Source organism: Polynucleobacter tropicus (genome assembly GCF_013307225.1).
GTDB classification, from domain to species: domain Bacteria; phylum Pseudomonadota; class Gammaproteobacteria; order Burkholderiales; family Burkholderiaceae; genus Polynucleobacter; species Polynucleobacter tropicus.
This window is the reverse complement of record NZ_CP028942.1, coordinates 382,380-406,675: the sequence shown is the minus strand read 5'-3', so window position 1 is coordinate 406,675 and position 24,296 is coordinate 382,380. Positions and strand designations below refer to the sequence as shown.

At 46.9% G+C, this 24,296-nt stretch carries 24 protein-coding genes; 7 read left to right on the top strand and 17 right to left on the bottom strand.

Annotated features, from left to right (window positions below; genetic code table 11):
- Positions 1–4: 4 nt before the first annotated feature.
- From era to DCO17_RS02085, 13 genes are all read right to left on the bottom strand, one after another.
- On the bottom strand, positions 5–898 hold the full coding sequence (gene era, locus DCO17_RS02145; RefSeq protein ID WP_254598798.1) for a GTPase Era: 894 nt from the start codon (positions 896–898) through the stop codon (positions 5–7).
- A gap of 44 nt (positions 899–942) precedes the next feature.
- Positions 943–1,734 (bottom strand): ribonuclease III, encoded by a 792-nt coding sequence (gene rnc, locus DCO17_RS02140; RefSeq protein WP_173955170.1) that lies wholly within the window; start codon positions 1,732–1,734, stop codon positions 943–945.
- A 6-nt stretch (positions 1,735–1,740) separates the two neighbouring features.
- Positions 1,741–2,547 (bottom strand): signal peptidase I, encoded by an 807-nt coding sequence (gene lepB, locus DCO17_RS02135; RefSeq protein WP_173955169.1) that lies wholly within the window; start codon positions 2,545–2,547, stop codon positions 1,741–1,743.
- Complete coding sequence (gene lepA / locus DCO17_RS02130) at positions 2,547–4,352, bottom strand: translation elongation factor 4 (RefSeq protein ID WP_173955168.1); 1,806 nt, start codon at positions 4,350–4,352, stop codon at positions 2,547–2,549. Before lepA ends, lepB begins: the two co-directional genes overlap by 1 nt.
- Positions 4,353–4,486: 134 nt before the next feature.
- The gene (locus DCO17_RS02125; RefSeq protein ID WP_173955167.1) at positions 4,487–5,929 is read right to left on the bottom strand and encodes a DegQ family serine endoprotease; all 1,443 of its coding nucleotides are present in this window, start codon (positions 5,927–5,929) and stop codon (positions 4,487–4,489) included.
- Between the two features lie 51 nt (positions 5,930–5,980).
- Entirely contained in the window at positions 5,981–7,228 is a 1,248-nt protein-coding gene (fabF, locus tag DCO17_RS02120; RefSeq protein WP_173955166.1) for a beta-ketoacyl-ACP synthase II, read from the bottom strand.
- Positions 7,229–7,249: 21 nt separating this feature from the next.
- Positions 7,250–7,489 (bottom strand): acyl carrier protein, encoded by a 240-nt coding sequence (gene acpP, locus DCO17_RS02115; protein WP_028819177.1) that lies wholly within the window; start codon positions 7,487–7,489, stop codon positions 7,250–7,252.
- A gap of 102 nt (positions 7,490–7,591) precedes the next feature.
- Positions 7,592–8,335 (bottom strand): 3-oxoacyl-ACP reductase FabG, encoded by a 744-nt coding sequence (gene fabG / locus DCO17_RS02110; protein ID WP_173955165.1) that lies wholly within the window; start codon positions 8,333–8,335, stop codon positions 7,592–7,594.
- A gap of 36 nt (positions 8,336–8,371) precedes the next feature.
- Complete coding sequence (fabD, locus tag DCO17_RS02105) at positions 8,372–9,307, bottom strand: ACP S-malonyltransferase (RefSeq protein WP_173955164.1); 936 nt, start codon at positions 9,305–9,307, stop codon at positions 8,372–8,374.
- Between the two features lie 48 nt (positions 9,308–9,355).
- Positions 9,356–10,342, bottom strand: a complete 987-nt coding sequence (locus DCO17_RS02100; RefSeq protein WP_173955163.1) for a beta-ketoacyl-ACP synthase III — start codon at positions 10,340–10,342, stop codon at positions 9,356–9,358.
- Complete coding sequence (gene plsX / locus DCO17_RS02095; protein ID WP_173955162.1) at positions 10,339–11,352, bottom strand: phosphate acyltransferase PlsX; 1,014 nt, start codon at positions 11,350–11,352, stop codon at positions 10,339–10,341. Before plsX ends, DCO17_RS02100 begins: the two co-directional genes overlap by 4 nt.
- 82 nt (positions 11,353–11,434) lie before the next feature.
- Positions 11,435–11,614, bottom strand: coding sequence for a 50S ribosomal protein L32 (rpmF, locus tag DCO17_RS02090; RefSeq protein ID WP_011902241.1), 180 nt, complete (start codon positions 11,612–11,614; stop codon positions 11,435–11,437).
- Positions 11,615–11,719: 105 nt separating this feature from the next.
- Positions 11,720–12,295, bottom strand: a complete 576-nt coding sequence (locus DCO17_RS02085) for a YceD family protein (RefSeq protein WP_173955161.1) — start codon at positions 12,293–12,295, stop codon at positions 11,720–11,722.
- Positions 12,296–12,392: 97 nt separating this feature from the next.
- Here DCO17_RS02085 and DCO17_RS02080 point away from each other — a divergent pair, with 97 nt between their 5' ends.
- Both DCO17_RS02080 and DCO17_RS02075 read left to right on the top strand, forming a co-directional pair.
- Entirely contained in the window at positions 12,393–12,989 is a 597-nt protein-coding gene (locus tag DCO17_RS02080) for a Maf family nucleotide pyrophosphatase (RefSeq protein ID WP_173955160.1), read from the top strand.
- Between the two features lie 23 nt (positions 12,990–13,012).
- Positions 13,013–13,783 carry an SAM-dependent methyltransferase gene (locus DCO17_RS02075; protein ID WP_173955159.1) on the top strand — a complete coding sequence of 257 codons (771 nt, stop codon included), beginning with the start codon at positions 13,013–13,015 and terminating at the stop codon, positions 13,781–13,783.
- Between the two features lie 39 nt (positions 13,784–13,822).
- Here DCO17_RS02075 and sppA read toward each other — a convergent pair whose 3' ends face one another.
- The 3 genes from sppA to DCO17_RS02060 form a co-directional block, all read right to left on the bottom strand.
- Positions 13,823–14,770 carry a signal peptide peptidase SppA gene (sppA, locus tag DCO17_RS02070; protein WP_173955158.1) on the bottom strand — a complete coding sequence of 316 codons (948 nt, stop codon included), beginning with the start codon at positions 14,768–14,770 and terminating at the stop codon, positions 13,823–13,825.
- Between the two features lie 85 nt (positions 14,771–14,855).
- The gene (locus tag DCO17_RS02065) at positions 14,856–15,539 is read right to left on the bottom strand and encodes an HAD-IA family hydrolase (RefSeq protein WP_173955157.1); all 684 of its coding nucleotides are present in this window, start codon (positions 15,537–15,539) and stop codon (positions 14,856–14,858) included.
- On the bottom strand, positions 15,536–16,561 hold the full coding sequence (locus tag DCO17_RS02060; RefSeq protein ID WP_173955156.1) for an RluA family pseudouridine synthase: 1,026 nt from the start codon (positions 16,559–16,561) through the stop codon (positions 15,536–15,538). The genes DCO17_RS02065 and DCO17_RS02060 overlap by 4 nt, the downstream gene beginning before the upstream one ends.
- A gap of 461 nt (positions 16,562–17,022) precedes the next feature.
- Here DCO17_RS02060 and DCO17_RS02055 point away from each other — a divergent pair, with 461 nt between their 5' ends.
- From DCO17_RS02055 to DCO17_RS02035, 5 genes are all read left to right on the top strand, one after another.
- Positions 17,023–19,665: an Rne/Rng family ribonuclease gene (locus DCO17_RS02055; protein ID WP_173955155.1), complete on the top strand. Its 2,643-nt coding sequence runs from the start codon at positions 17,023–17,025 to the stop codon at positions 19,663–19,665.
- A gap of 101 nt (positions 19,666–19,766) precedes the next feature.
- Positions 19,767–20,903 carry a GTP 3',8-cyclase MoaA gene (moaA, locus tag DCO17_RS02050; protein WP_173955154.1) on the top strand — a complete coding sequence of 379 codons (1,137 nt, stop codon included), beginning with the start codon at positions 19,767–19,769 and terminating at the stop codon, positions 20,901–20,903.
- On the top strand, positions 20,903–21,505 hold the full coding sequence (gene mobA, locus DCO17_RS02045; protein WP_173955153.1) for a molybdenum cofactor guanylyltransferase MobA: 603 nt from the start codon (positions 20,903–20,905) through the stop codon (positions 21,503–21,505). The genes moaA and mobA overlap by 1 nt, the downstream gene beginning before the upstream one ends.
- Positions 21,502–22,818, top strand: coding sequence for a molybdopterin molybdotransferase MoeA (moeA, locus tag DCO17_RS02040; RefSeq protein WP_173955152.1), 1,317 nt, complete (start codon positions 21,502–21,504; stop codon positions 22,816–22,818). Before mobA ends, moeA begins: the two co-directional genes overlap by 4 nt.
- A gap of 12 nt (positions 22,819–22,830) precedes the next feature.
- On the top strand, positions 22,831–23,124 hold the full coding sequence (locus DCO17_RS02035; protein WP_114639669.1) for a hypothetical protein: 294 nt from the start codon (positions 22,831–22,833) through the stop codon (positions 23,122–23,124).
- A gap of 86 nt (positions 23,125–23,210) precedes the next feature.
- Here the strand turns inward: DCO17_RS02035 and DCO17_RS02030 are convergent, their stop codons facing one another.
- Positions 23,211–24,224, bottom strand: a complete 1,014-nt coding sequence (locus DCO17_RS02030) for a 2-hydroxyacid dehydrogenase (protein WP_173955151.1) — start codon at positions 24,222–24,224, stop codon at positions 23,211–23,213.
- Positions 24,225–24,296: the final 72 nt, after the last annotated feature.

The following is a 24,296-nucleotide window of genomic DNA, read 5'->3' as shown; positions in this document are numbered from 1 at the left end:
GAAATTATTCCAGCCCTTGTGCCCGTAACTCAGCGCGATCATCCGCCCAACCACGCTTTACCTTTACCCATGTCTCTAGGAAAACTTTTCCATCAAATAGTTTTTCCATATCAATACGGGCATCGGTAGAAATTTTCTTTAGGCGCTCACCCTTTTGACCAATGATCATGGCTTTATGACTATCGCGATCAACCAAAATGGTCGCGGAAATTCTGCGCATCTTGCCATCCATCTTAAATTGGTCAATGACCACGGTAGAGGTATACGGCAACTCTTCACCTGTAAAACGAAATACTTTCTCACGCAGAATTTCAGCGGCTAGGAAACGCTCGCTACGATCGGTAACGGTATCAACATCGTAGATAGGATCCCCCTCGGGCAAATAACCCTCAAGCACATCCAATAATCTCTGAATATCGCCAGGACTCTTTGCGCTCATTGGGACGATTTCCGCAAACTCTGACTTCTGATCTTCGTGACCACCTAATTCAGCCCAAGGTTTAGCCATTTCTTTAATGAAATTCAGTAAGGCTTGATCACGCTCTGATGGCGCCTGAAAGCGACTATTAAATAGATCCAACTTATTCAATACCAACACCACCGGTATATCGCTTGGCAGAAGCTTGAGAACCTTCTTGTCGTCCTCACCAAAGTAGCCAGCCTCGACAACAAAGCAGACTACGTTTACATCTTGCAAGGCGGTGGTAACCGTGCGGTTCAAAGCCTTGTTGAGGGTATTCATTAAACGCGTCTGGAAGCCAGGCGTATCAATGAAAATAAATTGCGCCTCTTCGCGATTCTGAACACCCAAAATACGGTGGCGTGTTGTCTGCGCCTTGCGCGAAGTAATGCTAATCTTTTGACCCACCAATGCATTGAGCAAGGTAGATTTGCCCATATTAGGACGCCCAACAATCGCAATGGTGCCGCATCTAAACACTGTTAGCCCTTTAACTTCAAATACAATTGCTCTTCGGTCGCCTCTTTCTTGGCGGCTTTTTTCTTTGCGGAGCGCGTTTTCTTCGGCTTGCGAGAATCTTGTGGCAAGGCCTTCAGCACGGCAAGTAAAGCGCTTTTTGCGGCAGACTGTTCAGCGGCGCGACGAGAGGCGCCCCCACCTTTTACAGCTACTTTTAAGCTCGGAATTAAGCATTCGACTTCAAACTGTTGATTATGGGCAGCACCACTAGTGCCGGTGACGTTATAGGTAGGTAGTGGCAATTGATAGCTTTGCAAGCACTCTTGCAAAAGTGTTTTGTCATCCTTGCCCAATGTTTTTGGATCAACCTGCGAAAGAATGATGGAGTAGAGTTTTCGTAAGCAAGTTTTAGCAGCATCAAAGCCACCATCTAAAAAGATCGCGCCCGTTACCGCCTCTAAGGTATCAGCCAAAATCGATGGCCTACGAAAGCCACCGCTCTTCAACTCACCCTCACCTAAACGCAAATAATCCGACAGAGATAAGGTTTGCGCAATTTCATATAAGGCTTGCTGCTTTACCAAATTGGCGCGCACTCGAGACAAATCCCCTTCATCCAAATCAGAATAGCGTTCATAAAGCATTTCAGCGACAACGCAATTTAAGACTGAATCGCCCAAGAACTCTAAGCGTTCATTATTTTTCTTGCTATGACTACGATGAGTCAGCGCTTGATTAAGAAGCTCTGGCTTCTTAAAGCTATAGCCTAAGCGCTCTTGAAGCGGTGCGGTTTCAATGACGGCGCGCGCGTTCATGATCTTTTACTGGAAGCCGCCAATACGGCCAAGATTACCGAGATTGAGCCATACAAAAAATGCTTTACCCACTAAGTTCTTTTCAGGAACAAATCCCCAGTAGCGAGAGTCAGCGCTGTTATCGCGGTTATCTCCCATAGCAAAGTAATGTCCTGCGGGAACTTTGCAAGTTAAGCCAGATGGTTGATATTGGCAAAACTCAGCCCCAGGAAAACGCTCTGCTGGAAATACGGTTGCGGGACGATCTGGGTCATTCAGGATCTCATGACGATTGCCACCCAAATCAGCAGGAAAATTTTCCGTAAAGCGTTTGGCATAGCGCATATTCTCGGGATCAAGATAAGATTCGCCACCGCTGTATTGCAATGGCTGACCATTAATGGTTAAACGCTTATCTTCGTATGCGACAACATCGCCAGGCAAACCTACGACACGCTTGATGTAATCAACGGACTCATCACGTGGATAGCGAAACACAACAACATCCCCGCGCTTTGGCGAACCCAAGTCAATCACTTTTTGATTGATCACCGGTAAACGAATACCGTAAGTAAATTTATTCACCAAAATAAAGTCGCCAATTTGTAGCGTTGGGATCATGGAGCCCGATGGAATCTTAAAGGGCTCAACAATGAATGAGCGCAATACAAATACTGCACAGATAACGGGAAAAAATCCTGCGGTGTACTCCAACCACAGTGGCATGCGATCGATTCCAGCAATTTTTCTTTGGGGCGCAAAATAAATTCGGTCGGCAACCCAAGCAATGCCTGAAACAACCACCAATATGAAGAGGATGAGAGCAAAGTTCATTAATCTTCTACCTGCAAAATTGCCAAGAATGCTTCTTGTGGAATCTCCACATTACCTACTTGCTTCATGCGCTTCTTACCTTCTTTTTGCTTCTCCAAGAGTTTGCGCTTACGCGAGATATCGCCACCGTAGCACTTTGCTAAGACGTTCTTGCGTAATGCTTTGACGTTTTCACGAGCGACGATATTGCTACCAATTGCTGCCTGAATAGCCACGTCAAACATTTGGCGCGGAATGATGCCGCGCATTTTAGAAACCACTTCCCTACCGCGAGACTGGCTATTGCTGCGGTGAACAATTACTGAGAGGGCATCTACGCGATCACCATTAATCAAAATATCGACTTTCACTACATCTGCGGGGCGATATTCCTTGAACTCGTAATCCATCGAAGCATAACCACGAGAAATCGATTTCAAACGGTCAAAGAAATCCAACACAATCTCGGCCATCGGCAACTCATAAGTTAGTTGCACTTGGCGTCCAAGATAGTTCATACCCGTCTGGATGCCGCGTTTACCTACGCACAAAGTAATCACTGAGCCTACATACTCTTGCGGCATATACAAATTCACAGTCACAATCGGCTCAAGAATCGTATCTATCTTGCTGACCTCAGGCATCTTGGATGGGTTATCCACCATGATGGTGGTGCCATCGGATTGCTGAACTTGATACACCACTGTTGGTGCCGTTGTAATCAAGTTCATGCCGTACTGTCGCTCTAAGCGCTCTTGGACAATCTCCATATGGAGCAAGCCCAAGAAGCCGCAACGGAATCCAAAACCTAATGCTTGAGATACCTCAGGCTCATACAAGAGTGATGCGTCATTGAGCTTGAGTTTTTCAAGTGACTCACGTAGCTGATCGTATTCACTAGCCTCTACTGGGTATAAACCAGCGAACACTTGAGGCTTAACTTCTTTAAAACCCGGAAGCGGCTCAGCAGCAGGAACTCGACCTTGCTGTCCTGGAGCATGTGTCACAGTATCACCAACTTTTGCGGCTTTTAATTCTTTAATACCAGCAATTACAAAGCCTACTTGGCCTGCAGATAATTCTGGGCGATCCACCGACTTTGGGCTAAATACACCAACATGTTCCACCAAATGGGTTGAACCATTAGCCATCAATGTGATCTTTTCTTTTGGCTTTAAGGTGCCGTTGACAACACGTATCAACATAACAACGCCAACGTAATTATCAAACCAAGAGTCGATAATTAATGCTTGCAATGGTGCTGATGCATCGCCTTTTGGAGGCGGCACTTTAGCAATCATTTCTTCGATCACATCCGCAACGCCCATGCCAGTCTTGGCTGAGCAGGTTACCGCTTCAGATGCATCAATACCAATTACATCTTCAATTTCTTTTTTAGCGCGATCTGGATCAGCCTGTGGCAAATCAATCTTATTTAGAACTGGGACAACCTCAACTCCCAACTCAAGCGCCATGTAGCAATTCGCAACTGTTTGCGCTTCAACACCTTGACTAGCGTCGACCACTAACAAAGCACCTTCGCATGCAGACAAAGATCGACTGACCTCATAAGAGAAGTCGACGTGCCCTGGGGTATCAATCAGATTGATATTGTAGGTTTTGCCGTCTTTAGCTTTGTAATTAAGCGCCGCAGTTTGAGCTTTAATCGTGATGCCGCGCTCACGCTCGATATCCATCGAATCGAGTACCTGAGCTTCCATTTCGCGATCTGAAAGTCCGCCACAAAGTTGAATAATGCGATCAGCGAGCGTAGATTTGCCGTGATCAATATGGGCGATGATAGAAAAATTGCGGATTAAATCCATAGCGTCTTATTTAGTAATTCAAAAAACGCCTTATCAGAACGCACCAGGATGATGCGCTGCAAGAAGTCGTCTTAAAAGGATTGTAATGGGTGGCGCCCGAATGGCGCCTGTGCCCATTTTTTAGGCAAAATGCCTTATTTTGGCCTTGCAGGTATCACTAAGGTGCTATCAGCCCTGCGAATGAAGACAGGAACAGCCTTATTGGCATCAAGGCCTTTTACAAGGGCCTCAAACTGCTTGGTACCCGAGATATCGGTATCTGCAATCCGAACAATGACATCTCCAGGTCGAACTCCTGCCCTAGCCAAAGGACCATCTCCCAAACCAGTGACTTCAACGCCACCCTTAATGTTGAGATCCTTCTTTTTAGCGTCCGATACATCACTTACTGCTACGCCGAAAGTATTTACACTGCCACCATTGGATGGCGCTTCAGATTTTTTGCTGGCGACTTGAGAAGCTTCGCCATCAGAAACCGTTACCGATAAGTCACGGGTTGCCCCTTTGCGCCAAACCTGAATAGCGGCAACAGTACCAGGTTTAGTATCGCCAACGATTCTTGGCAAGTCAGTTGACTTCGCGATTTCTCGACCATTGAAACTGAGGATGATATCACCTGCTTCAATACCACCAGTTGCAGCCGGGCCATTTAGCTCAACATTACGCACATATGCACCACGTGGCTTACCTAAACCTAAACTTTCGGCAACTTCTTTGGTCATCTCACCAAGTGCAACACCAATACGACCACGTGTCATTTTTCCATTAGTACGCAACTGATCAGCAACTCGCATTGCCTCATCAATTGGAATAGCAAAGGAGATTCCCATATAGCCACCAGAACGACTAAAGATCTGGGAGTTAATGCCAATCACCTGACCAGCGGTATTTAATAGGGGTCCGCCAGAGTTGCCTGGATTGACTGCAACGTCTGTTTGTATAAAGGGTAAGTAATCACCAGTATCGCGGCTCTTAGCAGAGACAATGCCTGCAGTCACTGTGTTCTCTAAGCCGAATGGCGAACCAATTGCTAGCACCCACTCGCCAACGCGCACTCTAGATGAATCACCTAGAGGCAATTTAGGTAAGTCACGCGCTTCAATTTTTACAACTGCCACATCGGTACGCTTATCCATACCTAATAACTTGGCCTTGAATTCACGCTTATCAGTTAAGGTGACATAAATCGTAGTAGCACCTTCAACCACGTGCGCATTCGTCAGAATCAAACCATTAGATTCAATAATGAAACCAGAGCCAACACCACGATCCGCTTCTTGTGGTTTTCCAGGGTTAGGTTGTGATTGCTTAGGCCCATTTGGAATTCCTGGAATAGGCACACCGAAGAAACGACGAAAGAATTCTGCTTGATCCTCAGGCATTCCTGGAATGCCGCCTTGTTGCTGAACCATCACCTTTTCAGTGGTACGGATATTGACCACTGCTGGGCTTGCGCGCTCAACTAAATCCGCAAAATCAGGGATAGTGACACGAGGGTTTTGCGCGATTGCTGGCGGAACAAACGACATTTGCCCCAGACTCAAAATAGCCAAGAGCGCAATAAAGTGCTTTTTCATAATGCTAAGACCTACTTGGTAAAAACCAAAAAATTGGAGATAAAGAGAATATTAGGGCAACTTACCAAAAATCAAGGTGCCGTTAGTACCACCAAAGCCAAAGTTGTTTTTGACTGCATGGTCAATCTTCACGTCCCTAGCAGTATTGGCGCAGTAGTCCAAGTCACACTCTGGATCTTGATTAAAGATATTGATAGTAGGAGGTGATTTCTGGTTATGGAGCGCCAGAATCGTAAATACAGACTCCAAGCCACCAGCACCACCCAAGAGGTGACCTGTCATCGACTTGGTTGAGTTAATCAAAGCCTTCTTAGCATGGTCACCCAATGCCGCTTTGATCGCTTCAGTTTCATTCTTGTCACCCAAAGGCGTTGAAGTTCCGTGGGCATTTACGTACTGAATCTGATCTGGATTCAAGCCAGCATCGCGCATTGCATTCATCATGCAACGACGTGGACCATCCATATTTGGAGCCGTCATATGGTACGCATCACCACTCATACCAAAACCAAGCAACTCACAATAAATTTTTGCGCCGCGTGCTTTAGCATGCTCATACTCTTCAAGCACTACAACACCAGCACCTTCACCAAGAACAAAACCATCACGGTCTTTATCCCAAGGGCGAGATGCAGTCGCTGGATCATCATTACGTGTAGAGAGCGCTCTTGCAGAAGCAAAGCCGCCAACACCTAATGCAGAAATAGTGGATTCCGCACCACCAGCAATCATGACATCAGCATCACCATACTGAATCAAACGCGCAGCCAAACCAATGCTGTGTAATCCAGTAGTACATGCAGTAACCGCAGCCACGTTAGGACCTTTCAGGCCAAACAAAATACTGAGGTGCCCAGAAATCATATTAATGATGGAGCCAGGAACAAAGAATGGGGAGATGCGACGTGGGCCGCGAGCCAAGAGCTCAGCACCTGTCTCTTCAATCATTGGCAAGCCGCCAATGCCTGAACCCACCATTACGCCGATGCGCTCGGCGTTTTGCTCATTAACTTCTATACCGCTGTCGCGAATAGCTTGCGTGCCAGCTGCGATACCGTAATGGATAAAAGTATCCATATGGCGCGCTTCTTTAGCGGAAACATATTCTTCGACATTGAAATCTTTCACCTCTCCAGCGAAATGAACGCTGAGTGGAGCATGGTCAAACTTAGTGATAGTAGCGATGCCTGATTTGCCCGCGAGCAAATTAGACCAAGCTACATCAACAGAATTACCAACAGGTGAGATGAGGCCAAGGCCGGTGACTACAACCCGGCGTCGGCCATTTAATGCTGACACAGTAATACCTAGACTCGGGAATTAACCCTGAGCTTTTGATTTAGCGAAGTCGATCGCGAGCTGAACTGTGGTGATCTTTTCGGCTTCCTCATCAGGAATTTCGATACCGAATTCATCTTCCAAAGCCATTACCAGCTCAACAGTGTCAAGAGAGTCAGCGCCCAGGTCATTCACAAAAGAAGATTCATTCTTGATATCTCCTTCAGCGACGCCCAATTGCTCAGCGACGATTTTCTTAACGCGTTGTTCGATGTTATCCATTAAGTCCCCCAAGGGTTGTAAAAAAACGATGAAAAGGATTTTATCAGTTTGGCAGACCGAATTAGCAAAACCGCCAAAAAATGACTAAATCCGCGTTTGCCATTAGGCTAAATAGAGTCCGCCATTGACGTGTAGGGTATTGCCTGTAATGTATCCAGCGGCTGGGGAGGCCAAAAACGCCACTGCCTGAGCCACATCTTCCGGGCTTCCTAAACGCGCCAACGGAATGTTCACTTTTAGGGCATTTTGCTGCTCTTCGCTCAATGCGCGGGTCATATCAGTGTCGATAAATCCAGGCGCTACGCAATTGACAGTGATATTACGACTGCCAATTTCACGGGCCAGTGCACGGGTCATTCCAGAAACGCCAGATTTAGCTGCTGCGTAATTTGCTTGGCCAGGATTTCCCATATGACCAACGATTGAAGTGATATTAATAATGCGGCCGGCGCGGGCCTTCATCATTGGGCGTAATACCGCTTGAGATAAACGAAATACTGCGCTCAAATTGGTATCGATCACATCAGTCCACTCTTCAGACTTCATGCGCATAGCTAAGTTGTCACGAGTGATGCCAGCATTGTTCACCAAAATATTGATCCCACCAAATTCTTTGACGATCTGATCGATGATCTCTTCACATGCATTTGGTGCGGTGACATTCAAAGCTAAACCAGCGCCCCCAGAAGACTTCAATCTCGCATTAATTGCTTCAGCCCCATCAGCAGTAGTAGCTGTACCAATCACTTTTGCGCCGCACTTGACCAACTCATCTGCTACCGCCTGACCAATACCACGTGAGGCTCCAGTTACTAAGGCAATTTGTCCGCTTAAGTCGAGATTCATATTTGTGTTCCGAATGTTGTATTTCTTGGGTCAAACTTATTTTACGTTGGCGAGAGCTTCGTTTAGGCTCGCCTCATCAAATACTGCAATACCAGTCACTTGATCGTTAATACGCTTTGTTAAGCCAGCCAACACTTTTCCAGGGCCACACTCAACCACTTGAGTGATGCCTTGGGCAGCCATCGCTTGAATAGTTTCTTGCCAACGTACTGGCTTAGCGGCTTGACGAACTAATGCATCTTTAATTGCAGCAGGATCATTCAAGATTTCAACATCAACGTTATTGATCACAGGGATCGTTGGTGCCTTGAATTCAATATTTGCTAAATATCCTTTGAGCTTTTCAGAAGCAGGTTGCAACAAAGAAGAATGGAATGGCGCTGATACTGGCAACGGTAGTGCACGTTTAGCGCCTGCAGCTTTTAGCAATTCACATGCTTTAGCTACCGCATCACTTGCTCCAGCAATGACCACTTGTCCTGGCGCATTAAAGTTCACCGCCTCAACCACACCTCCTGAAGCCGCGCTTGCTTCCGCGCAAACCTTAATAACAACTGCATCATCCAAACCTAAAATTGCTGCCATACCGCCTGTACCAACAGGCACCGCAGTTTGCATTGCTTCAGCACGGAAACGCACCAACGGAACAGCATCTTTAAAAGAGATTACCCCTGATGCAACCAAAGCAGAGTACTCACCTAAACTATGGCCTGCTACCACTTTAGGTGTTGCGCCACCTGCAGCTAGCCAAGCACGATAAAACGCCACAGCAGCGGTCAACATCACCGGTTGAGTATTGGTTGTTAAAGCAAGCGCTTCTGCTGGGCCCTCGGCAATCAGTTTTGCTACATCTTCACCTAAAGCCTCAGAAGCCTCTTGCAATGTAGCGCGCACTTCAGGACGCTCAGAAATCGAATTGAGCATACCTACCGATTGAGATCCTTGACCAGGGAATACGAATGCGAATGTCATAAGCGAAATTTAGGAAAAAATAAAGGAAATAAATAGATGTTGAAGATCTTAATATTTGAGCGCTACCGCACCCCAAGCAAAACCACCACCAACTCCCTCTAACAGAAGATGTTGACCGCGTTTTATTTGACCAGAGCGAACGCCTACATCCAAAGCCAATGGAATTGAGGCCGCTGAAGTATTGCCATGCTCATGAACGGTCACAATGACTTTATCCATGGACATTCCCATTTTTTTGGCAGTGCCTTCCATGATGCGAATGTTCGCTTGGTGAGGGACTAACCAGTCAATTTGCTCAGGCTTCAGTTTTGCTTTTTCTAAAACTTCATGAGCAACTTGCTCTAATACTTTTACAGCCAACTTAAAGACAGCTTGGCCATCCATTGTCATAAATGGTGAGCCATGCACAGCGCCATTGCCAGAACGTCCAGGTACGCACAAGATGTCACGTTGACTGCCATCCGCATGCAATGCTGTCGATAGAATGCCAGCCTCACTCGAAGCCTCAAGCACTACTGCACCAGCACCATCACCAAACAACACACAAGTACCGCGATCTTGGAAATCCAAAATCCGCGAGAAGGTTTCAGCACCAATCACTAATACTTTTTTATAAGAACCCGCACGAATGAAGGCATCTGCTGTCGCAAGCGCATAAGTAAACCCTGCACATACAGCCTGCACATCAAATGCTGCACAGGCAGTGTGGGCACCTAACTTGTCTTGCACCACACACGCCGTACTCGGAAAACCACCTAAATGATCAGGAGTTGAAGTAGCAAGAATGATCAGATCTAAATCCGCTGAAGTGATGCCAGCACTGCTTAAAGCAGCCTGGGCAGCTTTTACAGCCAAATCACTGGTTAATTGATTGTCGGCGGCAAAGTGGCGCGCAGAAATTCCGCTACGAGTGGTAATCCACTCATCACTTGTTTCTAAACCAGATTTAGCAAGGCGTTCAACTAAATCTTGATTTGTTAAACGCTGCTCTGGAAGATAGCTTCCTGTGCCAGCTACTCTTGCAAAAATACTCATACCGTTGTCTCCGCCACAAAGGCTGCGGCAATACGTTCAACCATGCGATTTTTAGCCGCCTCATATGCACGATCCAATGCAAATCCAAATGCAAAGCGATCAGCAGAACCATGACTCTTAATCACGCAACCACGCAAACCTAACAATACCGCGCCGTTATAGCGACGGTGGTCAACACGTTTGCGAACGCGCAACAGGGGCACCATTGCGCAGATCGCCATCAACTTCGTTAGCAAAGAACGATTAAATTCTTCACGAATCATGCCGCTCATCATCTTCGCTAAACCTTCACTAGCTTTGAGCACCACATTACCAACAAAGCCATCGCACACCACAATATCCGTAGTGCCTTTAAAAATATCATTACCTTCGACGTTGCCGTAGAAATTCAAATTACTTTGACGAAGTAATTCGCCGGTCTGTTTGACTACTTCATTACCTTTAATGACTTCTTCGCCAATATTCAAAAGACCAATTGAGGGATTTTGTTTGCCGTCTACCACTTGCACCATCACATTAGCCATCTGAGCAAACTGCACTAAATGCATGGGCTCGCAATCCGCGTTCGCACCCAAATCCAACATAGTGGTGCCACGCCCCAACTCATTAGGGATCGCGGTTGCAATCGCAGGGCGATCAACGCCTTCTAATGTTTTGAGTATGTAGCGAGAAATCGCCATGAGCGCGCCGGTATTTCCAGAAGAAATCACGGCATCAGCAGCGCCTTCTTTTACCTGTTCAATTGCCACACGCATGGAAGAATGTTTTTTTCGACGCAAAGCAACTTCGATGGGATCATCCATCAACACCACTTCACTCGCGGGAATAATTTGAATGCGCTCCATTGGAGCTTTAGAGGATTTACTTAAGACTTGCTTAATTAATTCCGGGTCGCCAACTAAGGCGATGTTGACATCAGCGTGTTTTTCTAAAAAGTCGCAAGCGGCGGGGACAGTCACGACGACCCCATGATCTCCGCCCATGGCATCAATAGCAAGAGTAACGCTCATAAACTCATTGATTGCTACAAGTGATTTATCTAAGAAAAAAGCGGCTATAAGTGAGCCGCTTCGATCTATTTAGACTAAAAAATTAGTCGTTTTTAGTTTTAACCACTTTACGACCACGATAGTAGCCGTTAGGTGAAATGTGGTGGCGCAAATGTGCCTCACCAGTTGTGGCTTCAACAGCCGTAGCAGGTGCGGTCAAAAAGTCGTGCGCACGGTGCATGCCACGTTTGGATGGTGATTTTTTATTTTGTTGAACGGCCATAATGAACTCCTAAGCAAGGCGACATTCTAGCATGGAAAAGCGTCTAAATGCTTGATTTATCTGCAAACAAGGCTTGAAACAAAACCCTGTTTTTAACGGTCTTTTTCAGTTTTTCTTCATATTTTTCAATATGTTAAAGGGATTTTCACGCTCAGTTTGGGTTTCATCCCCATCCTCCGCCCCAAAAACTGAGGCATGAGGCTCACAAAAGCCCTCGGGATGCTTAGGAATCAAGGGGATAGACAGCAAAATCTCATCCTCGATGGTCTCCAGAAGGTTAAATTGCTGGCTGGCCACTAGGGGCTCCTGACCCTCGTCTTCCGGAGGATAGTCATCTGCTTGAGATTCGGTGGCCAGGAAGATAAATCGGCGTTTTTCATCCAATTCGACGGCACACCCCTGCAAGCAGCGCTGGCAAGTCAAATGCAGCCTGCCTTTTAAGCCCAATTCCATGATTTGATGGGGCTCACTGCCAGGAGAATGCTCAAAGTGAGTTTTAACATCCCAATCAAAGCCGTCTCCAGGAAGAACAGTTGTCACTTCCTCTGCCACCCTTGGTAAGTCCGGGATGCTTAAAAATCCAGAGCCCTTGTAAGACTGCGGCGCACAGAAATCTACCCGTCGCAGAGCATTCGGCTCTGCTGACAATTGAACTTGAGGCAAAACGTGATTTCGATCCATGGCATCAGTCTAAATCAAGAGCGTCTACACAGGGCACTAAGCTACCGATGTGTTTTCTTCTTTCCTTTATATCGTAGTCAGTTGAAAATACGCAGAAATGAGTCAATCCAAAAACACATCGCTTATTTTGGCGTCCACTTCGGTTTATCGACGTGAACTGTTAACCCGTCTTCGCATTCCGTTTGAAGTCGTTTCTCCAAAAGTAGATGAAACCCCATTAACAGGTGAGAGCACGCTGGATTTAGCAATGCGTCTTGCGCACGCAAAAGCAGAAGCTGTTGCCAAGCAATTTCCAGAAGCTTGGGTAATCGGCTCTGATCAAGTTGCTGATCTTTGTGGCGCGGCAATCGGCAAACCAGGAAACTTTGAAAGAGCAATGGCGCAATTGCAGTTGATGCGCGGACAAACAGTGACGTTTCATACCGCTCTATGCCTAATGAAAGGCGATACGCAAACGACACTGAGCGTTCCGACTGAAGTGTGTTTTCGCAAACTACCGGATACAGTTTTGGAAAACTATCTTCTAGCGGAAGAGCCTTATGACTGCGCAGGTAGCGCCAAGTCTGAAGGCTTGGGGATTGGCTTGCTTGAGTCCATCAAGAGTGATGACCCCACTGCACTCATTGGCCTTCCTCTAATTACGCTGACTGGGCTGTTGCGTGATGCAGGTTTTGCAATTCCACCAAAGAAGTAAATAAGTAACCAAATAAATTATTCATGGCAAAACTTGGCACACTTTTTTTAGTTCCCAATACCTTAGGTATTGAAGGTCGCACCGAACAGTTGCCTTGGGTCTTGCCAGCAGAAACAATTGCGTGTGCGTCCAAGCTCAAACACTGGATCGTCGAAGATGCAAAAACCGCGCGCGCGCTTTTAAAAGCAATTGATAGCGCTTCGCCGCTTACTTGCACCATTCAAGAAATGCAAATGAGTGAGTGGCGTGGTGCTGCGCGCAATGCAAAGTATGGCGATTCAGTAAAGCCTACTGATTTATTAAAACCACTGCTAGCTGGCAACGATATGGGCTTGATGTCGGAAGCTGGCGTTCCTGGTGTAGCCGATCCAGGAGCAGAGCTGGTACTTGCAGCACATAAACTTGGCGCCCAAGTCAAACCTCTTGTAGGGCCTAGCTCGATCTTGCTTGGTTTGATGGCGAGCGGTTTGAATGGCCAGCGATTTGCATTCCAAGGATATCTGCCTCATGACACACACGAGCGCAGCAGCAAGCTCAAACAACTAGAAATCGAATCCCGCAAGCTACAACAAACCCAAATTTGGATTGAGACACCCTATCGCAACACCGCCATGCTCATGGCTTGTATTAACTCACTTGCACCACAAACACAACTTTGTCTTGGGATTGATCTAAGTCTGCCATCAGAAATGATTAGCACCTTACCTATTGCCGAGTGGCGTAAGCGCTATCCGAATGAAGTTGCATGCGCCTCATTACAAAATAGGCCAACAGTATTTCTACTATTGGCCTAAATTTAATTACTGAAGTTCTTTTTTATTTAAATAAGTTGCTTACTTAAGGTCGGGTGCCTTTACTAAAGCCTTACCTGCAGCAGCGCCCACTTCAGCGCCAAAGCGTTTTGCAACACGCTCCGCAAAATTTTCTTTCATGGTGTAGTCAAGGATGTCGGGGGCTTTGAAGATATCTCGCGCAACAGAATCAACTGTGCCATAGCCGTCAACTAAACCAAGCTTAACGGCCTGTTCGCCATTCCAGATACGTCCAGAAAATAATTCAGGAGCCTCTTTTAAGCGAGAGCCTCTACCCTCTTTAACTACCTGAATAAACTGCTGGTGAATCTCATCAATCATCGTCTTCACCATCTCAACCTGCTTGGGCTCTTCTTTGCTAAACGGATCGAGCATGCCTTTATTTGAACCTGCAGTAATCATGCGACGAGTTACGCCCAACTTATCCATTAACCCAGTAAAGCCAAAGCCTTCCATGATCACGCCAATTGATCCTACAAGACTTGCCTTATCCACCAAAATTTGATCGGCTGCTACTGCAACATAGTAGCCACCAGAGGCGCAAATATCTTCAACAACTACGTAGAACGGTTTATTTGGATATAGCTTGCGCAAGCGATGAATCTCATCATTAATCATTCCCGCTTGAACTGGGGAACCGCCTGGGCTATTGATGCGCAGAACCACACCAGCACTGTGTTCATTTTCAAATGCAGATACCAATGAGGAATTGATGTCCATTGCATTGGCCATAGCGCTTGAAGAAATTTCTCCATCCAAAGTCACCATAGCAGTATGTTTCTCAACACTCATGCCACGACCAGGCAAATGGAAATCAAATACCGCGAAGAGCACCGCAACGATTACCAAAAGCGTTAACACTCGCAAAACGGCTTTCCAGCGGCGAGCCTTACGAGTCTCTTTTAGATTCTCTAAGAGCAGATGCTCAAGCGCTTGACGTTCCCAGTTTGGATTTGAATTATTTTCCATCTTGCTTCCTTCGAATTTCTATCATTATGCTTTTAGCCGTATTGATTTACTTTGTTAAATTAATTCCTTGATTTAATTCACCGAATTAGACATTGGCTTTCAGCCACTGTGATAGCTGAGCGACATTGTCGACATGCGCCAATGATGGCGATACCTTTAGGGTATCCGGTGGATGAGCGCCATAGGTGACCGCAACTGCATCAACTCCAGCATTAGCAGCCATATCCAAATCATGGGTGGTGTCGCCAATCATGAGCATGCGACGCGTTGGCACTTGAGTCATATCGGATAACTCGAGCAGCATTGCTGGGTGGGGCTTAGAAAAAGATTCGTCAGCAGTCCTAGTCTCATGAAAGAGATGACCAATCTGGTGATGATTTAAAGAGCGATTTAATCCCACTCTTGACTTACCTGTGGCAACACCCAATAAAAACTGATCCGCTCTTAATTCTTCCAAGAGCTCACGAATACCTACAAATAAATCTAACTCGTGATCTTTCGCTAAATAGTGATAACGAAAACGATCAGTCAACTCTTGAAAATGCCGCGGTTCAATCCAGGGCACGGCTCTTCGTAAAGAGTCCTGAATTCCCAAACCAATGACAGAGCTTGCTAATGTGTCATCAGGCTCTTTAAATCCCAGATCACGACACGCTTGCTGAATGCAATGCACGATTGTTGGCGTGGAATCCATAATGGTTCCATCCCAATCCCAAACAATCAGGTCGTAGCGACGATCGGCTTTTTCAGATTTCTCTACTGGAGTCATTCTTGAGTACTGTTTGCTTGCTCAAAGGTATTCATCATGGCGGTAAATTCCGCTGGAATGGGTGATTCAATCCGCATCTTCTCACCGGTACGTGGATGCGTAAAGCCAGCAAGATGGGCATGTAAATACAGGCGCTTAGACTTGATCTGCTTATCCTGATCTTCAAAGCCGTATTTATCGTCGCCCAAAATAGCGTGCCCTAATTTTTGAAGATGTACACGAATTTGATGGGTGCGGCCTGTTTTTAATTGAGCCTCTGCCAAAGTAATCGCAGCGTCATCTCGCTTCATCACTTTACTTACCCGTAATGCGGTATGGCTTGGCAAGCCTTCTGGGTCAACGCGTACACGACGCTCGCCATTGGCCAGCAAATATTTATGCAGAGGGTATTTGAGTTGCATGACCTGCGCACCCTGTTTAATTTCACCGTGGGCAAGCAAGTAATACCGCTTGTCTGTTTGATTCTCACGAATCTGACGATGCAACTCCACCAAGGCGCTGCGTTTTTTAGCAAGCAACAACACTCCGGAAGTATCTCTATCTAGACGATGTACTAATTCCAAAAACTTCAACTCTGGGCGAGCAATTCGCAAAGTCTCAATGACACCTAAAGCAATTCCGGACCCCCCATGAACTGCAAGCCCAGATGGTTTATCCACAATTAAGAGTGCTTCATCCTCAAACAAAACTGGCATTTTGTCTAAATAGGCATGGGCACGTGACTTGGTTTGTGCGGCGCTAACGCTAGCCATTTGAGCTGGCTCAGCAATTCTGACGGGGGGAACCCGAACGACATCACCCTCAACTAAACGGGTGGTTGGCTCCGCGCGTTTCTTATTTACCCGCACCTCACCAGATCGAATAATTCGATAAACATGGCTTTTGGGAACCCCTTTTGCCCAACGTAGCAAATAGTTGTCCAAGCGTTGACCCGCCTCTTCTGGGCCAATAGTCTGTAAATGGACTGCGGCTGGAGATCGAGTTTGGGCTACTTTGGGCTTGGAAACTGGGTTGGATTTCATGGTTTATTTCGCTGGCTACCCCGAAAAAGGCGCCAAGGGACTCAACAATACCCCATTCTGATCGAACTTGTGCCGTATAATCAACGCTCTAGCCGATTTTTGACTAGATCCCTACCGAAGTTCGGTATGAATATTGGAGCTTGGAGTCGCCCTTTAATAGACTCTCGGGGTTGCCCCTCCCCTGTTGAATGAGGCGCAGGGTTGGTGTGCCGTATGCCGCGACCCGCGATTAGAAGACAGTTTTCAGGCGCGCGCCTGCATTGATGACCTAAAGGAGGTCTCTGCGGCGATCGTCAAGTGTGGCACCGATTTAACCAACCGTTAACTGGGTGAACTAGGTAAAAAGTGCCTAGATTTGCATGTTCCACACTCTTACACCGCTATAGGCTTAGCCCAAAGCGGCATTCAATCTGTCCCCTAACGCAGCGCGCTTACCTCCACCTCCCCAACAGGAGAGTGTTATGAAACGCATGTTGTTTAATGCAACTCAACAAGAAGAGTTGCGAGTTGCCATCGTCGATGGTCAAAAACTAATCGATATCGATATCGAAGCTGCCGGTCGCGAACAGCGCAAAGGCAATATTTACAAAGGTGTTATTACCCGTATTGAGCCTTCCCTTGAGGCCTGCTTTGTTAACTATGGTGAAGAGCGTCATGGCTTCTTGCCATTTAAGGAAGTTGCTAGAGCCTATTTCAAGGAAGGTATTGATGTTCGCAACGCATCTATTAAGGATGCCCTACGCGAAGGTCAAGAAATCATTGTTCAGGTAGAAAAAGAAGAGCGCGGCCAAAAAGGCGCTGCTTTGACCTCTTTTATCTCCCTGGCTGGACGCTACTTGGTATTAATGCCAAACAACCCACGTGGGGGCGGCGTTTCTCGTCGTATTGAAGGCGAAGACCGTCAAGAACTCCGTGAGGCGATGGCTCAATTAGAAGTACCTGAAGGTATGAGCATCATCGCCCGTACAGCAGGTATTGGACGCGATGCTACCGAACTGCAGTGGGACTTAAGTTACCTCCTGCAACTATGGAAAGCAATTGATGAGGCTGCTAAAGGCAACTCTGCTCCATTACTCATCTATCTCGAATCTAGCTTAGTCATTCGCGCAATCCGCGATTACTTCCAACCAGATATTGGCGAGATCCTGATTGATACCGACGATATCTATGAGCAAGCTGCTGCCTTTATGTCAGTGGTCATGCCGGATAACTTGCCGCGAGTAAAGCGCTATCAAGATGATGTGCCGCTCTTCTCTCGCTTCCAAATCGAACATCAGATCGAGACCGCTTACTCACGTACCGTTCCATTGCCATCTGGCGGCGCAATCGTAATCGACCACACAGAAGCGCTTGTTTCTGTAGACGTCAACTCTGCTCGCGCAACCCGTGGTTCTGATATTGAAGAAACTGCTACACGTACCAACTTAGAAGCTGCCGATGAAATCGCGCGTCAAGCACGTCTGCGTGACTTAGGTGGTTTGATTGTGATTGACTTCATCGATATGGAGTCGAGCAAAGCACAGAAAGATGTTGAGAATCGCTTACGCGATGCCCTGCGTCATGACCGTGCACGCGTACAAATGGGTAAGATCTCCAAATTTGGCTTGATGGAAATGTCACGCCAACGTTTGCGCCCCGCACTCTCTGAAGGTAGCCACGTAACCTGCCCACGTTGTAACGGCACTGGTCATATTCGTGATGCTGAATCTTCTGCATTGCAAGTACTGCGCATTATTCAAGAAGAGGCCATGAAAGAAAACACTGCGGCGATTCATACGCAGGTTCCAGTTGAAGTAGCCGCATTCTTATTAAATGAAAAACGTGCTGAAGTGATCAAGATCGAGACACGCTTCAAAGTAAATGTTCTCTTGGTGCCTAACAAACACCTAGAAACTCCGCATTACAAACTTGAGCGCTTACGCCATGATGATCCCCGCTTGGATGATCAGAAGGCTAGCTACGTGATGGCTGAAGAAGCTGCGCGTGAACTCGAGACAGACACCACAGTAAGCAAAAAAGATGCGGACGTCAAAGTACGCCCGGAGGCAGCTGTTAAGGGCATTACCCCAACGCAGCCAGCACCAATGGCTCAGCCACGTGCCGCACGTGCAGAGAAAGCTAGCTCTGAGAGTTCTGGTGGCTTATTTGGCTTCATCAAAAAACTTTTTTCCTCTTCACCAGCGGCAGAAGAAAAGCCAGCAACGAGCGGTAACCGTGGACGCAATCAAGGTCGCAATGGCAACAACCGCGACCGTAATCGCGGACGCAATCGTCGTGGCGAGCGCCCTGCTACGAATGCTGCAGAAGGTGGAAACACTGAGGGCGCGAATAATCGCAACGGCAATAACCGCAACAACAATCGCAACCAAGGTAATCAAAACGGTCCGAAGACCGAGCACAACGCAAACCGCAATAACAATCAAGCTAATGCTGCGGCAGTAACACCCACATCAGAGGCTGTGCCTGGTAGCGAAGTTGCTACTGGTGCTGACGGTGAAGAGCGTCGTGGTCGTGGTCGCAATCGTCGTGGTCGTGGTCGCAATCGCAATGAGCGCGGTGACCGTGGCGAGCGCACTGAAAACGGTAGCGCATCACCAGAAGCAGCCACTGCATCAGCCAGCCCGTTTAGCGGACCTCCCGTAGGAATGGCTGGTGCGTCTGCAAGTATGCCTATTCAAAATATTGTGAGCAGCTTTAGCAATGCAAAACCTGCAAGTCAGCGACAAGGGCGGTCTGAGCGTTCTTCACGTCCACCACGTGAGCCTCGCTCTGAGAAAAACACGTCAACAACAGCAAACGCAGCTCCATCACCAGCGCCTGTAGCGATTGTTGCTGCAAGTGCAATTGAAGTGATTGCTAAGCCTATGCCAGAGCTTCCAAAAGTAGCTTTCCAAGCACTTGAAGAGACTCCTTTACATAGCGTCGTGCAGTCTGCGGGCATGATTTGGGTTGCAACTGATGCGTCTAAGCACGCAGATGTGCAAACACAAATTAAAGCCGAGACGGTAGTTCAAAACTTAGGCCGCACACCAAAACCCGCTGCAACACTTCCTGAAGGCCCAATGGTCCTAGTGGAAACTGGCGGTCAAGAAAAAACTGTTTAAAGCAGTTAGCATCCCAACTTCTTTTCTCTAAGCCGCCCGATATCCCAAAAGGATTTTGGGCGGTTTGGCAGAAAGCAGGTTTCAAAGCCATAATTGGGGATATGGTCGAAAAAGCAATTCCCAACCCATCCAAAGTTATTCCCATTCGTATTGATGAAGGCAAAGGCCTTGCACCAAGCATTGGCACGCAGTTGCATTCACCTCATGGTCACACTAAAGATAATCGTGGTCGCCACTTGCGCGATCTACGCATTTCAGTAACAGATCGCTGTAACTTCCGCTGCACTTACTGCATGCCCAAGGAAGTATTCGATAACAACTACCCCTATCTTGCTCACAAAGAATTATTGAGCTTTGAAGAAATTACTCGCTTGACAACTATCTTCGCCAGCCTAGGCGTTGAAAAAATTCGTTTGACTGGTGGTGAGCCCCTACTTCGTAAAAATTTAGAAATACTCATTGAAATGCTGGCATCCATTCGGACTCCGGCAGGCAATCCATTAGATTTAACGTTGACTACCAATGGCAGCATTTTGCGCAAGAAGGCAGCTAGTCTTAAAGCTGCAGGCTTACATAGACTCACCGTGAGTCTTGATGGATTAGATGATGCAGTCTTTCGAAAAATGAATGATGTGGATTTTCCAGTTGCTGATGTTTTAGATGGTATTGCGGCTGCACAAGAGACTGGCTTTCAGAACATTAAAGTCAATATGGTTGTGAAGAAAGGAATAAACGATCACGAGATCGTTGCGATGGCCAAGCACTTCAAAGGCAGCGGCATCATTCTGCGCTTTATTGAATTCATGGATGTGGGCAGCTCGAATGGCTGGAACATGACAGAAGTACTTCCCTCTAAAGAGGTGATTGCCCGCATCAATGAAGTATTCCCATTGGTATCAGCAGAGCCAAACTACACAGGTGAAGTAGCACAACGCTGGCGCTATCAAGATGGTACTGGTGAAATTGGTGTTATTTCCAGCGTCACCCAAACTTTTTGTCATGAATGCACTCGCGCCAGAATCTCCACGGATGGCCAAATGTATTTGTGCCTGTTTGCTAATTCAGGATTTGATTTCAAAACCCTTCTGCGCTCTGGCAAGACTGATTTAGAAATTGCCAATGCGATTATGAATACCTGGGCTACTCGCGATGATCACTATTCAGAAATTCGGGGTTCCCATACAGCGGATCAATCAAGCGGTGGTCGCAAGGTTGAAATGTCTTACATAGGTGGCTAATGATTGGCAGCGAACAAATTACAGGCTTGATATTAGCTGGCGGGCGCGCGCAGCGTATGGGCGGAATCGATAAAGGGCTGATTCCTTTTCATAAAAAACCCTTAATTGAAGCGACTATCCAACGACTCAAAACCCAGGTTGGATCTATTCTGATTAATGCCAATCGCAACATCACCAAGTACGCCGTCTATGGTTACCCCGTCATCATGGACGAGACCCCTGACTTTTCAGGCCCTCTCGCAGGTTTCTTGATGGGCCTTAAGAACTGCAAGACCCCTTATTTACTAACAACCCCCTGCGACTCTCCCTTATTCCCAAAAGATCTGGGTGCCAAGCTTGCTAACGAGCTAGAGCATAACAACCTAGATTTAGCCTACGCATCCAGCAAAGAGGCTGATGGCAAGGTATGGGCACAACCCGTCTTTTGTTTAATGCGCGCCAATTTACAAGACTCTTTAAGTTCTTTTTTAAGCAAAGGGGATCTCAAAATTGATCGCTGGTTCAAAGAACTCAAAAGCGGAACAGTGATTTTTGATGACGCTCAGGCCTTTGCGAATGCCAACACGCCAGAAGAATTGCAATCTTTAGAGGCAGCATCATGAGTCAATCACCAAACGATCCAATATTGCTCACTTCATCATTACATGTAGATGAAGCACGCAAGGCGATTGCCAATCTAGTAAATCAGCTTTTGCAGGAAGCGCAGTCGATTAATGACTCCGATGCTTTTGAAATAGTTCCCCTTGACCAGGCTATTAATCGCATTCTTGCAGAAGATTTACTCTCGCCGATTGATGTGCCCGCTGCGGATAACTCCGCCATGGATGGCTTCGCATTTGATGGCAAATGCTTAGAGGGCGGTCAAGCAGAAATCAAACTACGCATTGTGGGCACAGCCCTGGCCGGCAAACCCTACACAGGAAAAATTGCCAACGGTGAATGCCTGAAGATCATGACTGGCGCAGTAATGCCAAGCGATTGCGACACCGTCATTCCACAAGAATTTACTGCTAGCCTTGATGCGAAACATATTGCCTTCAAAGCCAATCAACTAAAGGCCGGTGAAAACCGGCGCATGCGTGGTGAAGACTTACAAAAGGGTAAAGCAGCAATTACTGCCGGAAGGTTGCTACGTCCATCGGATTTAGGTTTAGCCGCTTCACTAGGCATTAGTACTCTTAAAGTAAAGCGCAAACTGAAGGTAGCGATTCTGTCTTCGGGTAACGAACTTCGCACCTTAGATCAAACTTTGGATGCTGGAAGCATTTATGACAGCAATCGCTATAGCCTGACCGGCCTACTCAATCGCCTCAACCTCGACATCATTGATTGTGGAATTGTGCGTGATGACCCGACCTCGCTCAAGCAAGCATTTATTGATGCAGCCTCAAAAGCAGATGTACTCATCTCCTCAGGTGGAGTGTCCGTTGGAGAAGCAGATTTCACAAAACAAATCATGCAAGAGTTGGGCGACGTCGGCTTCTGGAAAATCGCCATGCGACCAGGCCGCCCAATGGCATTCGGCACGCTTAGACCAGTCTCTGGAAAAACCTCAGAGAGTAAAACCTTATTCTTTGGCCTACCTGGTAACCCTGTTGCCGTGATGGTGACCTTTTATCAATTTGTTCGTAGCGCTTTATTGCAACTCAATGGGGCCAGCCAAACAGAGGTTCCAGTTGTACAAGCCATCTCTGAAACAGCCATTCGGAAAAAGCCAGGTCGCACCGAGTTCCAGCGCGCCATCCTTGGGCGCAATGCTGAAGGCAAGCCCAGCGTGAAACTCACAGGCAGCCAAGGGGCAGGCATTCTGCGCTCCATGAGCGAGGCGAACTGCTTCGTCATCCTGGGCCATGATCAAGGAAATGTTGCTGCTGGCGAGTGGGTAGATATAGCGCTTTTTGATGGACTGCTTTAAGATTGCACCATCATGAAACTAACCAAAAAAGAACTCGCCTTCCTCGATCCAACACATACAGCTAAGACACTCGTGTTGGTTTATCTATGCTTCTCGGTTCCAATCGTTTTGCTAGCTTTGTTTGTTGCCTTTATTCGTGACGGAGCTATTCCTGGCTTTACCGTTCTATCTGCCTTGATTCTGAATGCCTTACTAGGCTTTGGTTTGCTATGGGTAGCCTGCAAAGTGTATAACTGGGTTGCTGGAAAATTCGGCGGCATTGAACTTGCACTACGCGAACTGCCAGAAGAAATTGAAGCTGAATAATTTTTTAGCTGCACCCGATTAAATAAAAATGCCGAGATATCTCGGCATTTTTATATTGCAACTGATCAATTTCAATTGTTACTTAACTAGCCTTTAAAAACTTCCGCATTAATTAAGCTTGGTGGTTTTTTCCCTGATAGTGCGGCGATGACATTCTCAATTGCTAAATCGACCATGGCTCTGCGCGTCTTCTCTGTTGCACTAGCGATATGTGGAGCAAGCACAACGTTGCTGAGCTTAAGCAACTCGGGGTTGACCTTGGGTTCGCCCTCAAAGACATCTAAACCGGCGGCAAATATCTTTTTCTCTTTTAATGCTTGTGCTAATGCCAAGTCATCCACAATGCCGCCACGGGCAATATTAATCAGGGTTGCCGTAGGTTTCATGAGAGCAATTTCTTTGGCACCTATGGTGTGATGACTCTCTGGCGCATACGGCAAAACCAAGACAACGTGATCAGCTGTACGCAATAACTCTTCCTTGGAAACATATTTTGCTCCACAAGCTTTTTCATCAGTACCCGATAGCCGGCTACGGTTGTGATAAATCACATTCATACCAAATCCCAATGCGCGCTTAGCAATCCCTTGACCAATGCGACCCATACCAATAATGCCAACAGTACTGTGATGCAAATCCATGCCAAGTGGGTTGTTCACAATCGACCATTTATCCCAATGACCCGCCCTGATCCAATGCTCTGCCTCAGTAATTCTTCTGGCAGTTGCCATGAGCAATGCGAAACCAAAGTCGGCCGTAGTATCAGTGAGTACATCCGGAGTATTTGTTGCCATTACACCAGCTGCAGTAATCGCGGGTACGTCAAAGTTGTTGTAGCCCACGGAGATATTAGCGACGACTTTTAAGTCCTTTGCATTTGCCAATGCTGTTGCATCAATACGCTCACTACCAGCAACTAAAGCCCCTGCAACCCCAGAGAGTTCTTTTTGCAATTGCTCAGGCGTAAAAATCAGATCTTCTTGGTTGGAGCGAACCTCAAAGGTTTCCTCTAATTTGGCCAAAGCTTCCGGAAATATGGCTCTGGCGACCAGAATTTTAGGTTTTGTGCCAGTATTTTGGCCATTAGTCGGTGTATTCATAGGGGGAACTTTACCTCAAATAGATGGGTGTATTTCGGCTAAAATTGATGTTTTACAACTTATTAGCCCCAT

Coding starts and splice junctions, on each gene's coding strand:
- era (WP_254598798.1), bottom strand. CDS start 898: ATGGGCAAATCTACCTTGCTCAATGCATTGGTGGGTCAAAAGATTAGC.
- rnc (WP_173955170.1), bottom strand. CDS start 1,734: ATGAACGCGCGCGCCGTCATTGAAACCGCACCGCTTCAAGAGCGCTTA.
- lepB (WP_173955169.1), bottom strand. CDS start 2,547: ATGAACTTTGCTCTCATCCTCTTCATATTGGTGGTTGTTTCAGGCATT.
- lepA (WP_173955168.1), bottom strand. CDS start 4,352: ATGGATTTAATCCGCAATTTTTCTATCATCGCCCATATTGATCACGGC.
- DCO17_RS02125 (WP_173955167.1), bottom strand. CDS start 5,929: ATGAAAAAGCACTTTATTGCGCTCTTGGCTATTTTGAGTCTGGGGCAA.
- acpP (WP_028819177.1), bottom strand. CDS start 7,489: ATGGATAACATCGAACAACGCGTTAAGAAAATCGTCGCTGAGCAATTG.
- fabG (WP_173955165.1), bottom strand. CDS start 8,335: ATGAATCTCGACTTAAGCGGACAAATTGCCTTAGTAACTGGAGCCTCA.
- fabD (WP_173955164.1), bottom strand. CDS start 9,307: ATGACATTCGCATTCGTATTCCCTGGTCAAGGATCTCAATCGGTAGGT.
- DCO17_RS02100 (WP_173955163.1), bottom strand. CDS start 10,342: ATGAGTATTTTTGCAAGAGTAGCTGGCACAGGAAGCTATCTTCCAGAG.
- plsX (WP_173955162.1), bottom strand. CDS start 11,352: ATGAGCGTTACTCTTGCTATTGATGCCATGGGCGGAGATCATGGGGTC.
- rpmF (WP_011902241.1), bottom strand. CDS start 11,614: ATGGCCGTTCAACAAAATAAAAAATCACCATCCAAACGTGGCATGCAC.
- DCO17_RS02085 (WP_173955161.1), bottom strand. CDS start 12,295: ATGGATCGAAATCACGTTTTGCCTCAAGTTCAATTGTCAGCAGAGCCG.
- DCO17_RS02080 (WP_173955160.1), top strand. CDS start 12,393: ATGAGTCAATCCAAAAACACATCGCTTATTTTGGCGTCCACTTCGGTT.
- DCO17_RS02075 (WP_173955159.1), top strand. CDS start 13,013: ATGGCAAAACTTGGCACACTTTTTTTAGTTCCCAATACCTTAGGTATT.
- sppA (WP_173955158.1), bottom strand. CDS start 14,770: ATGGAAAATAATTCAAATCCAAACTGGGAACGTCAAGCGCTTGAGCAT.
- DCO17_RS02065 (WP_173955157.1), bottom strand. CDS start 15,539: ATGACTCCAGTAGAGAAATCTGAAAAAGCCGATCGTCGCTACGACCTG.
- DCO17_RS02060 (WP_173955156.1), bottom strand. CDS start 16,561: ATGAAATCCAACCCAGTTTCCAAGCCCAAAGTAGCCCAAACTCGATCT.
- DCO17_RS02055 (WP_173955155.1), top strand. CDS start 17,023: ATGAAACGCATGTTGTTTAATGCAACTCAACAAGAAGAGTTGCGAGTT.
- moaA (WP_173955154.1), top strand. CDS start 19,767: ATGGTCGAAAAAGCAATTCCCAACCCATCCAAAGTTATTCCCATTCGT.
- mobA (WP_173955153.1), top strand. CDS start 20,903: ATGATTGGCAGCGAACAAATTACAGGCTTGATATTAGCTGGCGGGCGC.
- moeA (WP_173955152.1), top strand. CDS start 21,502: ATGAGTCAATCACCAAACGATCCAATATTGCTCACTTCATCATTACAT.
- DCO17_RS02035 (WP_114639669.1), top strand. CDS start 22,831: ATGAAACTAACCAAAAAAGAACTCGCCTTCCTCGATCCAACACATACA.
- DCO17_RS02030 (WP_173955151.1), bottom strand. CDS start 24,224: ATGAATACACCGACTAATGGCCAAAATACTGGCACAAAACCTAAAATT.